The 13,090-nt window shown below is 50.8% G+C and carries 10 protein-coding genes and 1 pseudogene; 2 read left to right on the top strand and 9 right to left on the bottom strand.

Annotated elements, in window-relative coordinates:
• Window positions 1-16: 16 nt before the first annotated feature.
• From ACW4YW_RS14825 to ACW4YW_RS14785, 9 genes are all read right to left on the bottom strand, one after another.
• The gene (locus ACW4YW_RS14825) at window positions 17-1,093 is read right to left on the bottom strand and encodes a FecCD family ABC transporter permease (protein WP_457138256.1); all 1,077 of its coding nucleotides are present in this window, start codon (window positions 1,091-1,093) and stop codon (window positions 17-19) included.
• Window positions 1,094-1,116: 23 nt separating this feature from the next.
• Window positions 1,117-1,956, bottom strand: a complete 840-nt coding sequence (locus ACW4YW_RS14820; RefSeq protein WP_457138255.1) for a heme/hemin ABC transporter substrate-binding protein — start codon at window positions 1,954-1,956, stop codon at window positions 1,117-1,119.
• 13 nt (window positions 1,957-1,969) lie between these two features.
• Entirely contained in the window at window positions 1,970-3,016 is a 1,047-nt protein-coding gene (locus ACW4YW_RS14815; protein WP_457138254.1) for a hemin-degrading factor, read from the bottom strand.
• Between the two features lie 21 nt (window positions 3,017-3,037).
• Complete coding sequence (locus ACW4YW_RS14810) at window positions 3,038-5,416, bottom strand: TonB-dependent receptor domain-containing protein (RefSeq protein WP_457138253.1); 2,379 nt, start codon at window positions 5,414-5,416, stop codon at window positions 3,038-3,040.
• A 154-nt stretch (window positions 5,417-5,570) separates the two neighbouring features.
• Entirely contained in the window at window positions 5,571-6,206 is a 636-nt protein-coding gene (locus ACW4YW_RS14805; protein ID WP_457138252.1) for a PEP-CTERM sorting domain-containing protein, read from the bottom strand.
• 86 nt (window positions 6,207-6,292) lie between these two features.
• A complete protein-coding gene (locus ACW4YW_RS14800; protein ID WP_457138251.1) occupies window positions 6,293-7,048 on the bottom strand; it encodes a PEP-CTERM sorting domain-containing protein in 756 nt (251 codons plus the stop codon).
• Between the two features lie 169 nt (window positions 7,049-7,217).
• On the bottom strand, window positions 7,218-7,421 hold the full coding sequence (locus tag ACW4YW_RS14795; RefSeq protein ID WP_457138250.1) for a hypothetical protein: 204 nt from the start codon (window positions 7,419-7,421) through the stop codon (window positions 7,218-7,220).
• A 119-nt stretch (window positions 7,422-7,540) separates the two neighbouring features.
• Window positions 7,541-9,847 carry a TonB-dependent receptor domain-containing protein gene (locus ACW4YW_RS14790; RefSeq protein ID WP_457138249.1) on the bottom strand — a complete coding sequence of 769 codons (2,307 nt, stop codon included), beginning with the start codon at window positions 9,845-9,847 and terminating at the stop codon, window positions 7,541-7,543.
• Window positions 9,848-9,944: 97 nt separating this feature from the next.
• On the bottom strand, window positions 9,945-10,610 hold the full coding sequence (locus ACW4YW_RS14785) for a PEP-CTERM sorting domain-containing protein (RefSeq protein ID WP_457138248.1): 666 nt from the start codon (window positions 10,608-10,610) through the stop codon (window positions 9,945-9,947).
• 287 nt (window positions 10,611-10,897) lie between these two features.
• On the opposite strand from ACW4YW_RS14785, the gene ACW4YW_RS14780 reads away from it, so the two are divergent.
• Together ACW4YW_RS14780 and rimO are read left to right on the top strand one after the other, a co-directional pair.
• Window positions 10,898-11,674 carry a ZIP family metal transporter gene (locus ACW4YW_RS14780; protein WP_457138247.1) on the top strand — a complete coding sequence of 259 codons (777 nt, stop codon included), beginning with the start codon at window positions 10,898-10,900 and terminating at the stop codon, window positions 11,672-11,674.
• Window positions 11,675-11,736: 62 nt separating this feature from the next.
• Window positions 11,737-13,061 (top strand): annotated as a pseudogene (rimO, locus tag ACW4YW_RS14775) (30S ribosomal protein S12 methylthiotransferase RimO).
• Window positions 13,062-13,090: the final 29 nt, after the last annotated feature.

Raw genomic sequence — 13,090 nt, 5'->3', positions numbered from 1 at the left:
TTCAGCATGGATATTCCTATACACCGATCTTACGGCGCATGCGGAACAGCAGCGCGAGGAAGAAGGGCACGCCGAGCAGGGCGGTGACGATGCCTACTGGCACTTCCGTCGGCACGGCAATCGTGCGCGCAAGCAAGTCCGACAGCAGCACCAGGATGGCGCCTACCAGTGCGGATGCCGGCATGACCAGGCGCTGGTCCGGGCCGATTGCCAGCCGTACTAGGTGCGGCGCCACCAGCCCGATAAAGCCGATGATGCCCGTCACCGACACTACGGCGCCCACGGCAAGCGCAATCGCGCCGATGCATACCTGGTTGAGGCGGCGTACGGAAACTCCCAATAGGCTGGCCTGCACTTCGCCGAGCGCAAGCGTATTGAGCGCGCTGGATTGCTTGAGCAGGATGAGGACGGAACTGCCGCTCAGGCAGGCCACCATGGTGACCATCGGCCAGGTGGCGGCGCCCAGGCTGCCCAAGGACCAGAAATTGAGCGAACGCATCTGCAGGTCCGAGGCGATAAACGTCATCAGGCCGATCAGCGCCCCGCAAAGCGAACTGATGGCAATCCCGGCCAACAGCATCAGGGCGATCGAGGTGCGTCCCTGGCGCGTTGAAATGACGAAAATCAGGATAGTGGCAATCAGGCTGCCGATAAAAGCGAAGATGGGGAGGGCGAACTCGCCGATCATATCGTGCAATGTCGCCATCCAGGCGCCGCCCAGCACGATGGCAAGCGCTGCAAACAGGGCCGCTCCACCCGAAACGCCTACCAAGCCGGGCTCTGCCAGCGGGTTGCGCAGCAAGGCCTGCATCGCAGCGCCGGATACCGCCAATGCCGCGCCGGTGAGTATGCCGAGGGCCAGACGGGGCAGGCGTATATTCCACAGCACCATGGCTTGCTGCATGTGCTCTTGCGGAATGGATTGCCATGCGGCAGACCCGGGCGGGCTGGTCAGCAGCTTGATGACGTTCAACGGCGCAATGCTGACCGCGCCTATGCCTGCCGCCAGTACGACGAGGATGAAAAGGGTCACGCCCAGACCGATCAATACACGGCTGCGTAATTGCAGGCTACGGCTTGCAGGCAAGGCCATTCGCAAGGAGGGTGCCGCTCCGTTCATTGCTTGCGAATGGCTTGCCCCAGCTCGACGAGCGCTGCGGGGAGGCGGGGAGTGAATCCGAGAATGTATTGCGTATCCATGCTGACAATCCGGTTGTTCTTGCCTGCGGGCGTCATATTGAGTCCCGGCGTTTTCAGGAAGTTCTGCAAACCGCCGCTGGCTTCGAGGCCCTCGTTGGTGGTGATGATCACGTCGGGCGCGGCTGCCACCAGCGCTTCGGCGGTCAGCGGCCTGTAGCCTTTGTATTGCGAAGCCATCACGTTCTCGGCATGCACCAGCTTGATGACGGCCGATGCTGCAGTATCGTCGCCGGCCGCCTGGGCGCCGCGCCCGGAATTGTTCATGACAAACAAGACGCGGGGATGGTCAGGCAGCTTCGCAAGCGTGGCTTCCGCCTCTTTCCATGCGGCCTCATATTGCTTGGCGAGTTGCTCCGTGCTGCTTGCGTTGAGCTGTTTGCCTATGGTACGGATATCCGCCGCCACTTGCTGTGGGGTATGCGAATTTTCCTGCAGCTGCAGCACCTTGATGCCGGCATTGCGCACCTGGTCGATCACGTTGCGGGGGCCTGCGCCAGCCTCGGCGATGATCAGCGTCGCACCGGTAGACACCAATCCTTCCGCGGACAAGGTCCGCATATAGCCTACCTTGGGTTTGCCGGCAGCCGCCTGGGGATAGACGCTGGTGATGTCATTGGCAATGACTTCGTCGCCCTTGCCCAGGGCATAGACAATCTCCGTCACGGCACCACCTATCGTCAGCAGCTTCTCAGCCGCAATAGCAACATGGCTACCGAACATCAAGCCGGTAGCAAGCAACAGGGCGCGGATTTTCATTACTTTCCTTTGATTATTTCAGTGTCGGCAGCTGAGCCACGATGTTGCGCCAAGCCTCGAGCTCGGGCTTGCCCGGCTTACGCTCGCCAAAGAACTGCGCCATGATTTCGCCATCCTTATTAAACACTTCCAGCGAAGTCACGATACCGTCTTCAGTCGGCTTTTTGACAACCCAGGTTTCCAAGATCAGGTCGGTGCGCAAGTGCAGGTTGAACGTCTCGTCCAGCACGTTGATCCAGGGGCCGAGTTCCTTCACGTTCTTGATCGGGCCGGTATGGATCTGGATATTGCCCGGATTGCCGACAAAGCACATGATGCTGGTGCCGTCTGCCGCGGCAGCTTCCAGCATTTGCTTGGTGGCATTGTTATCCACCTTGTATGCATGGTCTTTAGGCGCCAAGCGCAAACCTTGGGTACGGCCAACGCCGAATTTGCGCAACAGCATGAAGAAATCGTGCGTATCTTTCATGGCCAGCCAGGCAGCCTTGAAGCCTTCCTGGTCGATTTCACTGTCGGACTTCTCAGCGGAAGCAGGCTTGGCCGCCTCGACTTCCTGGCCCGGCGTCTGGTCGTCGCTGCGGTATTTTTGTACCAAGTCGTTCCAGGCATCCACATTGCTGAAATCCTTGAGGTGGATCTTGTGGATCGCCGTGCCGGTAGCGTCGTAGAACTGCAGGCTGCGCTGGGTGCCTTTTTCGGTTTCTTCGGTCACGGCGTAGCCATGCTTCCATTGCGAATAGAAAATGCGCAAGTCGATATCAGGACCAACTACCAAGCCGACATGGTCGAACGATACATTTTCATAGGCGCCGACTTTCTCATGCACGGTGCTTTCATTGCGGGTAAGCGCCATCACGCGGCCAAGCTTGGGCACATCAGCAATGATCTCGTTGAACGGCCCCTTGAGGCGTACGGTTTCACGACCAATTGCATTGGCGATGGCCTGGCCTTCGCTGATGCCGATAGCTTGCGCCGCTTCACGGTTGCGCAGCTTCTGTTCCTTCTTGGCATTGTGGAAGGCTTGGTATTGTTGTTCTGATATTGCTAATTGGTTCATCATGCATCTCCTAGGGGATTGAGATTAATAAGTCATTTCAACAATGAAGCGGATATTGCGCCCCGCTGCAGGCAAGCCCATTTGGTCAGCAAAATCGCCACCACCGTTGTAATTGTAGGCTTTATTCATTAGGTTCTCGCCAATCAGGCGTAAGCCTAGATACTGGCTGATAGTGTAATGTATGCCAGCGTTGAAGATTTCATAACCATCCTGCTTGAGGCCGCCTGCGATCAAACGCTCTCCGACTTTACGGTAGCTTACGTAAGTATCGATATTCTTTATTGCACCTGTTCCTAATGTAATGTTCAAGGTGTTGCCCGGGATTGTAGTGATTGAATGTTCCCACATATAAGCATTTGTAGGGTTGCCAACACTATTAGTATCATATGCAACACTTGACATTTTTCCCGAGTTGCGTGAATAGCCAATCCTGGCGTAGTTTTTTTTGAATTCAACGGCAGTCTCTACTTCCACACCGTTTCTTCTTTCCCAGCCATCTTGACGGATTTCACCATCACTTGTTTCCATCAGGGATCTCAAAGTATTTTTTGTAAAAATATGGAAAAAAGTCAGTTTGGAAACAACTTCTGCGGCAGTCCCCAGAAAACGAGGGGATCTATAACTAAATCCTGCTTCAGTCGATTCTGAAAGCTGAGGTTTATAAAGAGAACCACAAACCGGAGCTATACCAGCTGGGCGGTTGATTGGCATATAGTCTTCATTACAGGTAGTACCTGATGTTGAAAAGTAATGTGCCATCATTGGTGCGCGGAAGCCTTGACTATAATTTGCAAAGAACGAAAATTGATTGGGAATAAAATCGAAGTTAATCCCTAAGCTGTAACTACGCTGACGAAATTTTATCTCATCTTTTAAACCATCTAAGCGCATTTGCGTTTGCAAAATATCACCGGCCTCAGTTGTGTAATGATCGTAACGGACTCCAGGAATGATGCTAAGTCTGCCCCACTCGACTCTTGGCTGTACATATATTGCATTAAAAGATTGTGTTCCACTGGGAATTGAGTCAATTGCTGTGGCTGCAGGGTTATCAAAATATGCTTCGGCCACACGCTTATTTTTATTGTGTTGGAATCCAGCTAATAACTCTAATCCAAAATCGTTATGTCTGTAGAGCGTTGCATTATTAGAAAACTCTAATGCTGTATTAGTAAAGCTATAGTCTTCATATTTATTTCCGCGGCATTGTGTGCCAAAGCCACTATTAAGACTGGGAGTAGTATTTATTGTTTCATTTGCGTTATAAAGAGTAAACCCATCACACCGCCTACCGGCTGATGGATTAACATTTCCTCTCCATCCCTGTGGAATCGTGTCAATTACATTGGTCTTACTTTTACCAAGAACTACTTTGAAATCAATCCAGTCAATATTTTCTGGGTTGAATCTAATATTTTCAGTAAAATTTGTATCGTCAACGTCTCTATATACTTGATTGTAAGTGCCAGGCAATGTTGTGATTTGATCCCATAACACTAACGCACTATCTTTATATGATATGAATGCCGTTGTAAATTGCAGACTGTCAGTGGGATAAATACTGAATTTAACAAGTTGTGTTTCCAAGGATGTTTCTGAAAAATTTAGCTCTTGTTCACGGGAGATAGGTTCAGTTCCAACACTGAGAATGCTGCCTTTTGGCAGCATAAAGTTGTTGGAATTTCGATTGGTATAGTTGTACAGAATATCAATACGCTCATGCGGGCGAGCATAGGCTGTATACGAACGCATGTATTCATCATTATTGTTGCCATAGCCAAATTTGATCCTGGCTCCAACTGATTGTCCTGGACGGAGCAAATCTGCAGCATCCTTTGTTTCCATCAATACTGTGCCGCCTATCGAGCCCGAGCCGCTGGCAATCTGTGGGCCGCGCTGTACTTCAATGGATTTGAGCAGTTCCGGGTCGACAAAGGTGCCGCCCATACGATATTTCTCGAAGCTTTTGCGTACGCCGTCAACCTTGATCATGACATCGGCATTGTCCTGAAAACCACGGACGTTGAATGACATCCCAGCAATACGGGGGCCGCCAGATATTTCAACGCCAGGAACATCCCTTACAGCCTCGAAAATTGTCGCTGCTTGTGTTCTCTCCAGATCACGCGATGTGACGGTGGTAATGGATTGGGTTTTGTTGATGCGCTGGTCACGGATTCTCCCGGCGCTGACTCCGATTTCAGGCAACACGGTAGTTCCGGCTGGCAGGGGAGTGGACGCGCGAGGCAATTGAGATGGCGCGGAGTCTGTTGCTTTATTCTCATTGATGTCATTTTCTTCGACATCATGCGTTTCGTTATTTTCTTCCTCTGCAATTACAGCAGGCTCCTCCTGTAAGGCATTATGCTGTTCTTGCTCCTGTGCAAACAGGTGCTGGCTCAATGCCAGTAGGCATAGGCAAGATGCCAGCCTGGAGGAAGTGGAGAAAATGGCCATATTTAATAGTCAAGATATAAAATCCCCCGGCAATCAGGCTTTTTAATGGTTCTGTAGCCTGATTACCCCGTGGGGGAGCTATGATCACATCAATAGTAAGTTAAGCGATACTTTGCTTACGGCTACGACGGGCAGCAAAGCCCAGAACACCCAGGCCCATAGCCAGCATGCCGTAGGTGCTTGGCTCAGGAACGGCTGTCACTACGGCCAATGCCAGTTGATCTAGGCTCAGATGAGTTTCGGCAGCTCCGAAGTTGAAAACATAAATACCGGAAGCGGAAACATCGCTCCATTTCCAATAGGCTTCCTGTTCAATGCCACGGTCAGTGTTGATGTAAGTTTCGACCAAGGTTGCTGCAACACCATTCAGAGTCGCTTCTGTCTTCAACAATGTACCTGTGGTGGCTGTACGCAGATATACGTCGAATGTGCCTGTGACTGTAGCGTCTCCAAGCAGGGTAGCGATGAAGTTGCTGGGAGCAAGATAGTTATAAATATTCTTGGTGGTGGTGACCGAGGACAGCGTGCTGGTTTCGGTTAGGGTGGCATTTGTGCCGTATTCGGGAGATGCATTGTGAATAGCGAATGCAAAGTTATCCCAGGCAGCGTATTGTGCTACCAGAGCGTCATCCCATGGAGTCGCGGAATCCCACACGTTGCTGGTTGCAAATGCAGAAGTGGCAAAAGTAGTACTTGCTGCCAAGGCAATGGCAGCCATTTTGCTGGAAAAAGACATGATTTTGTTACCCCGATAGATATGAAAAGCGCTAACCCGCTATGAGCGCGGGTTAGCAATTTCTTGCTTCAGTTTTTGATGCAAGGTTAGTTGCTATATTTGCTTTTGCGTGAGCGGCGACCTGTATAGGCCAGTATGCCCAAGCCTAAAGCTAACATGGCATAAGTGCTGGGCTCAGGTACTGGAACTGTCGGATTGACAAGTACCGTTGCCAGTTGAATTTGGTCCAGGCTGACATGCGCCAGTGTGTTGGTCCATACGAAAGTATAAAGGTCGGCACTGCTCACATTTTCCCAGAGCCAGTAAACTTCCTGCTCTGCCGAAGGCTGGAGAATGCCTCGTTCGTCGGCGATGAAGCCCTGCGTATTGTAATAAAGTACACTGCTTGTGGCCGCAACACCATTAAGCGTCATGGTAGTGGTGGGTAGTAAACCTACCGTTGACATGCGGACATACACATCGAATACATCGCCGACACTGCCTGTCCCTGTCAATGTTGCGGTAAAGCTGCCTGGGCCTGTCCAACTGTAAATGTTGCCGCCATAGCCACCGCCTGTGAACAGCGAGTGGTTATTATTAGAAATCAGGGTAGCTTGCCCGCTGCCTTCATCATCCGGCGCGGAAATGCCGGTTCGTGGTGTGCTGACTCTGCCATTGATTATGGTATTTGTGATAAAAGTCCACCCAGCAAAATCATAGAGCTCTTGGCCGGCCCATGGCGCTGCAGTATCCCAAACATCGGTAGTGGCTGGGAAAATTTCATGTACATCGGCGTAAGCAGAAGGGGCAGCCAAAATACACAGAGCAAGGGAGATTCCGGAAATGCCTTTTGAAGAATACATAATTCAAAAACCTTTATGTTAGAAATGCCTTTAACCCTTCCCCGAGAAGGCGTTGGCATTCAACATCCTAAGTTACATCCACGGACCCTCACCGTCGGATAACCAAGAAATTGTTTATAAGCAACAATCCCTTAATAGCTGATTCTATTAATCAACTCTAATCTAAAAATTACTGGCTATTCTTTGCAGTATCTTGCGCTGGCTGGAAATCTACGACAAAGCGGTATTGTTTGCCGCAATCAATGATGATTTCTTTTTGCCCGCGACGCAGTAGGCGTATGTCCACCTTGAGGCTACCGAAGCCATCATGTTCAACCAACTCGTCTAGTAGGTTGATTAGGCAGGTCTTTACAGGCGCTTTTGCGGGCAGCATAGGGTTAAATCTATTCCAGTATTGTTAATGATACTTGCATACTAATAGCAACATTAAAACAAATGATAACAATTATCATTGGTTTATGCAATGGTAGCGACACATTTTTACATTTGAATTTAGAAGGTTATCTCGGTAATAAAGCGGATGTTGCGGCCAGCGGCGCGGTTGCCTTGGAATCCGCCAAGGTCCCCGCTTGCATTTAGGTAATAGTCCTTGTTTTTGATATTTTCACCAACCAAGCGAAAAGCAAGATTCGGGGCGGCGATCCAATATAGTCCTGCATTGAATATTTCGTATCCGTCCTGAATATTAAGCCCGGAAGTGCCTATATATGCCATGCGGGGAGATACTTTTCTATAGCTGATATTGAAACCCAGATTTTTTAGTATCTGAGTGCCCATGGTCAAATTGAAGGTTTTTGCGGGAATGCGATAAAGTTTTGCCGATTGATCTTCATTGTTGATTTCTGTGCCCCAGGTATTGGAAAAGGAAGCCCGGGCATAGAAGTCGCGGTATAGCAGACTCCCTTCGAACTCATTGCCTTTTCTTTTTTCCTTACCGTCTTGCGTTGCAATGCCTGTCGTTGGATCCATGCTGAATGAGCGTAACAGGTGATCAGTGTCTATCTCGAAATAAGTCAGTTTTGAAATCAATTGCACTTCACTATTGAATAGGCGTGGGTTTTCATAGCTCAAGCCAATTTCACGTGATTCGCTCTTCTGTAGTTTGTATACGTCTCCGCAGATATAGTTGGTAGATGGGGTGGCGCAGTTTCCTTCGCCGCCATCGTAGCCATTGTAAGGAAAGTCAGCTGCACTCGAATATGAGAAGTATTCGTTGGTGGATGGCGGACGGAATCCTTGGGCATAGTTTCCAAACAATGTCAGCTGCCTGGGAATCAAGTCAAAAGTCAGGCCAAGGCTGTAAGTTTTATGGGTAAAGCTGATGCTGTCGGACAGGCCTTTTTCTGCCAAGTGGTTTTTGACGCGAGGCTCCAGCGTTTTCATTTCATACCAGTCGATGCGAACACCGGGAATGATGCCCAGCCGGTCGATTTGCAGTCTTGGTTGGAGGTAAAAGGCGGAGTAGGTATTTTTACCGGAAACGCTCGCAGCCCAGAATCCGTCATTGCAAGAGTAGTTAGGATCGCGAAGGGGGTCACGGCAGCTGCTGTTCTGTGAATAGGTCCTGCTGATTTCCTTGCTGATGCTACGGTGTTGCAATCCGGTCAATAATGATAGGCTGAGCGTGTCTTGCTTGAAAATGGCAGCAGTATTGGCAATGTCAATCGTCGTACTTTTAAACTTTAAGTGATCATATCTCGTGCCTAAATTCCTTGTGCATTTTACATTGATCGCATAGTAGCAATTGTCGTCCATTTTTGTATGGCCTTTGCCCACGGTAGCGACGAGATTGATCCAAGGGTGGTTGGGATTCCAACGGATGGTTTCAGAGATACTGTAGTCTTCTATCGTGCGAACCACGTTGCCGAATAAGTCGGGATTTGCCCCTATTGCATCGTATTGTTGCAATCCGGACTCTTCCAGTAATACGGCTGATGTGGAAAGCTCGAGCGTATCCGTAGGGAAAATACTGATTTTCAGGAGTTGGGATATTGAGTCGACATTGGACGCTTCAAGCTTGCTGCCGTCAGCATGGGTAATGTCGTTGGAATTTCGATAGGCACGGTTATACAAAATATCAATCGCATCGTGAGGGCGTGCATACACAAGATAGGATTTCTGGAATTCATCGTTATTGCTGGCGTATCCAAATTTCAGGCGCGCCCCATAGCGTTGACCGGGCTTCAGCAGGTCGGCAGCGTCTTTTGTCCTAAGCAGGACGGTTCCGCCTATGGAGCCTGATCCACTTGAGATTTGCGGGCCTCTTTGCACCTCAATGGATTTCAATAGCTCCGGCTCGGCAAAGGTGCCGCCAAACCGGTATTTTTCAAAGCTTTTCGGGATGCCGTCCACGCGGACTTGAACGTCTTCATTATCTGCAAAGCCTCGCACGTTGAAAGACATGCCGCTTGGTCGAGGCCCGCCTTCAAATGTTACACCGGGCACATTTTGGACAGCCTCGAAAATAGTGGCTGGTTGCGCTCTTTCCAGTTCCTTGGCCTCTATGGTCGTAATGGTTTGAGTTCTGTCGATAGTGACGGCATCCTGCTTAATGCGGCTGGCACTGACGCCGACTTCCGGCAGTACTGTGGCTTCAGGAGGGAGGGGTTTTGAAGAGGAGTGCGCGGTGGATGGCTTTCCCTCATCCTCGTTGAATGTTGATTTATTTTCTGACGATTCCACTGCAGGGGTGGTTTGCTGTTGATCGGCAGCTAGTGCCGGCAAGCCTGTTAACACTGGCAAAAACAGCATGACTGCGCAGGCGATGCGAAAATAGCCAGGTTTTTGGAAGGTTTTCATGATGGGCTGCATTGAACTGAGGCATGGACGAGAAAAACCGGCAACTGACATTATGTCCAGTTGCCGGTACCGGTGAATGCCGGAAGTGTTATGACGATCAGGCGATGTTCTTGCGGCGGGAGCGGCTGCCCATGAAGCCCAGGATGCCTAGACCGATTGCCATCATGCCGTAGGCGCTTGGCTCAGGCACGGCAGCAACAGCTACAGTAGCAAGGGCCAGTTGATCCAGGCCTACGTGGGATTTTGCAATGGCATTGAAGTTGAATACCTGGTTTACACTGGTAATCGTGACATCTTGCCAAACCCAGTAGGCTTCTTCCACGTAGCCAGAACCCATGCCTTCAAATTCCACAACATCAAAGAATTGAGTGACTTTAGTCGCTGATACACCGTCAAGCGTGGCTGTAGGCAGGAAGGTGGAGCCATTGGTCTTGACCTTGAGATACACGTCAAAAACATCGCCAACGGCGCCAATGTTGGTCAACTGGAAGTTGTAAGTCGCATCGTTGTTGGTGAAGTGATAGAGATTTCCAGTGCTGGTAACAAATACTCCAGCTTGCGCATTGACGTAGCCGTTGCTGCCGTATTGCGGTGTTGCATCACGTCTGCCAACGAATGTATTCCATTCGGCATAATCGATAGCATCTGCAACGTCACCCCATGGATAGTTTTCGTACCAAACATTGTCGGCAGCGAAAGTATGGCTGCTGAAAAATGCGCTACCAGCCAAAGCCAAGGCAGCAAATGTGGTTGTCATTTTCATTGATTTATTCCTCGCTTGAGAGCACCTGACAGTCCCTTCCCCGAGAAGGCGCTAGTACTCAACTACATACAAAAAACCCCACGGACTCTCACCGTCGGGGCAAATGGATAACCTTCTTTATGAGCAAGACGATTATCCGGAGTCATGGCAGTTTCCTAGTAGGGGGGAGTTAAGGAATCTACCTGCAACTACAAATAATAATTATTAACATTAACATTATATAGGTTTTATAAAAAAAGCAAGGCTATGCACATAAAAATTGAGGGTGTCCCTTATAATTCATTCTTATGTCCATATTGCTCATGATTATTTTGGTGAGTGTCGCCGGCGGGGTGTTGAGCGTGCTCGCTGCGGCATTTTTTGCACTCAAGGCCAAGGCCGCCTGGGTGCCCATGTTGATCAGTTATGCAATTGGCGCGCTGCTGGGGGCGGTATTTCTCGAAATCCTGCCGCATGCATTTCAGATATCAAGCAGCCTTGAGGTGATGTCCGCCACCGTGCTGCTGGGTATCCTGCTGTTTTTCATGCTGGAGAAGCTGGTGCTGTGGCGTCATTGCCATGGTGAAGCATGCGAGATGCATGCGTCTGACGCGCATCAACATGACGGACATGATCATGGCCGTAGCGGCCTGATGATCATGATCGGCGACACTTTCCATAATTTCGTCGACGGAGTGTTGATCGCAGCTGCGTTCCTGGCGGATGTGCGGCTGGGATTCGTCACCGCAGTTGCCATTATTGCCCACGAGATTCCCCAGGAGGTGGGTGATTTCCTGATTTTGCTGCACTCGGGGTATAGCAAGCAGCAGGCATTGCTGTTCAATCTGGTCTCAAGCATGGCGACCCTGGTTGGGGCTGTGGGGGCTTATTTCGCGCTTGGCTTGGTGCAAGGCTGGATTCCCACCATTCTCGGCCTGGCTGCCGCCAGCATGATTTATGTGGCGGTCGCGGATTTGATTCCAGGCTTGCACAAGCGTACCGAATTGCGTGCGACTCTGCAGCAGGTGTGCCTCATCGGCTTGGGTGTGTCATCCATATGGCTTGCGGGTGAGTTGGTGCACTGATTGAGCAGTTTCTTCAATATCTAAGAAAGCACGTCCGGGCTTAATTTTTACTGAGTTGATATATGAGTTTGCAAAGCCCCAAGGTTGGTTTCGTGTCCCTGGGTTGCTCCAAGGCATCTTCTGATTCGGAGCGTATCCTGACCCAGTTCAGGGCTGAAGGCTATGCTATTTCCGGCAGTTATGACGATGCAGATCTCGTGGTCGTGAACACCTGCGGGTTTATCGACCGTGCGGTGGAAGAGTCCCTGGATGCCATTGGCGAAGCATTGGCGGAAAACGGCAAGGTCATCGTGACGGGGTGCCTGGGAGCAAAGAGCGAGGTGGCCAAGGCTGTACATCCGGGAGTGCTTGCGGTAACTGGGCCGCATGCCCTCGAAGAAGTCATGACGGCTGTACATGCCAATTTGCCCAAGCTGCATGACACCCGTACACCGACTTGGTGCCGCCGCAGGGGATACTCCTGACACCGCAGCATTATGCCTACCTGAAAATTTCAGAGGGATGCAATCATCGATGCAGCTTTTGCATCATTCCGTCCATGCGCGGCGACCTGGTAAGCCACCCGATAGGGGAGGTGATGACAGAAGCGGAAAATCTCGTGAACGCTGGCGTCGCCGAATTGTTAGTGATTTTCCAGGACACCAGCGCTTACAGCGTGGATGTCAAATACCGCACCGGCTTTTGGAACGGCCGTCCGGTCAAGACCCGCATGACGGAGTTGGCGCGTGCACTGGGAGATTTGGGCGCCTGGCTGCGCATGCATTATGTCTATCCCTATCCCCATGTGGATGAAATCATCCCGTTGATGGCGGATGGGCTGATCCTGCCTTATCTTGACGTGCCATTGCAGCACTCCAGTCCGCGCATCCTCAAGGCGATGAAACGGCCGGCCAGTAGCGAGAATAACTTGGTGCGTATCAAGGCCTGGCGGGACATTTGCCCTGACATCACTATCCGCAGCACTTTTATCGTCGGCTTTCCCGGTGAAACGGATGAGGATTTTGAACACCTGCTGGAATTTCTGCAGGAAGCCCAGCTTGATCGGGTAGGGTGCTTTGCTTATTCTGCAGTGGATGGCGCTGCAGCGAATGCGCTGGGCAATCATGTGCCGGAGCCGTTGAAGCAGGAGCGCTTGGCGCGATTCATGGAAGTGCAGGAGGCCATCAGTGCTGAAAAGCAAAAGCGCAAGATTGGGCGCATTGAAACTGTGCTGGTTGATGAGGTGGATGGTGACCAGGCGATCGGTCGTACGGCAGCGGATGCGCCTGAGATTGATGGGGTGGTTTATCTTTCGGGTGCCGATTGCTTACAGCCGGGCGACTTGGTGGAGGTGCAGATCGTCAATTCGGATGGACATGACTTGTGGGCAACTCCTCCCACACACTGAGTTAACTGATTCAATGCCTGAGTAAAAAT

The organism is Methylobacillus pratensis (genome assembly GCF_054072455.1).
This window is presented reverse-complemented; position numbering and strand designations above follow the sequence as displayed.

What these genes read in the sequence shown, in the direction of transcription:
- ACW4YW_RS14825 (WP_457138256.1), bottom strand. Translation starts at nt 1,093, where the DNA reads ATGGCCTTGCCTGCAAGCCGTAGCCTGCAATTACGCAGCCGTGTATTG.
- ACW4YW_RS14820 (WP_457138255.1), bottom strand. Translation starts at nt 1,956, where the DNA reads ATGAAAATCCGCGCCCTGTTGCTTGCTACCGGCTTGATGTTCGGTAGC.
- ACW4YW_RS14815 (WP_457138254.1), bottom strand. Translation starts at nt 3,016, where the DNA reads ATGATGAACCAATTAGCAATATCAGAACAACAATACCAAGCCTTCCAC.
- ACW4YW_RS14805 (WP_457138252.1), bottom strand. Translation starts at nt 6,206, where the DNA reads ATGTCTTTTTCCAGCAAAATGGCTGCCATTGCCTTGGCAGCAAGTACT.
- ACW4YW_RS14800 (WP_457138251.1), bottom strand. Translation starts at nt 7,048, where the DNA reads ATGTATTCTTCAAAAGGCATTTCCGGAATCTCCCTTGCTCTGTGTATT.
- ACW4YW_RS14795 (WP_457138250.1), bottom strand. Translation starts at nt 7,421, where the DNA reads ATGCTGCCCGCAAAAGCGCCTGTAAAGACCTGCCTAATCAACCTACTA.
- ACW4YW_RS14790 (WP_457138249.1), bottom strand. Translation starts at nt 9,847, where the DNA reads ATGAAAACCTTCCAAAAACCTGGCTATTTTCGCATCGCCTGCGCAGTC.
- ACW4YW_RS14785 (WP_457138248.1), bottom strand. Translation starts at nt 10,610, where the DNA reads ATGAAAATGACAACCACATTTGCTGCCTTGGCTTTGGCTGGTAGCGCA.
- ACW4YW_RS14780 (WP_457138247.1), top strand. Translation starts at nt 10,898, where the DNA reads ATGTCCATATTGCTCATGATTATTTTGGTGAGTGTCGCCGGCGGGGTG.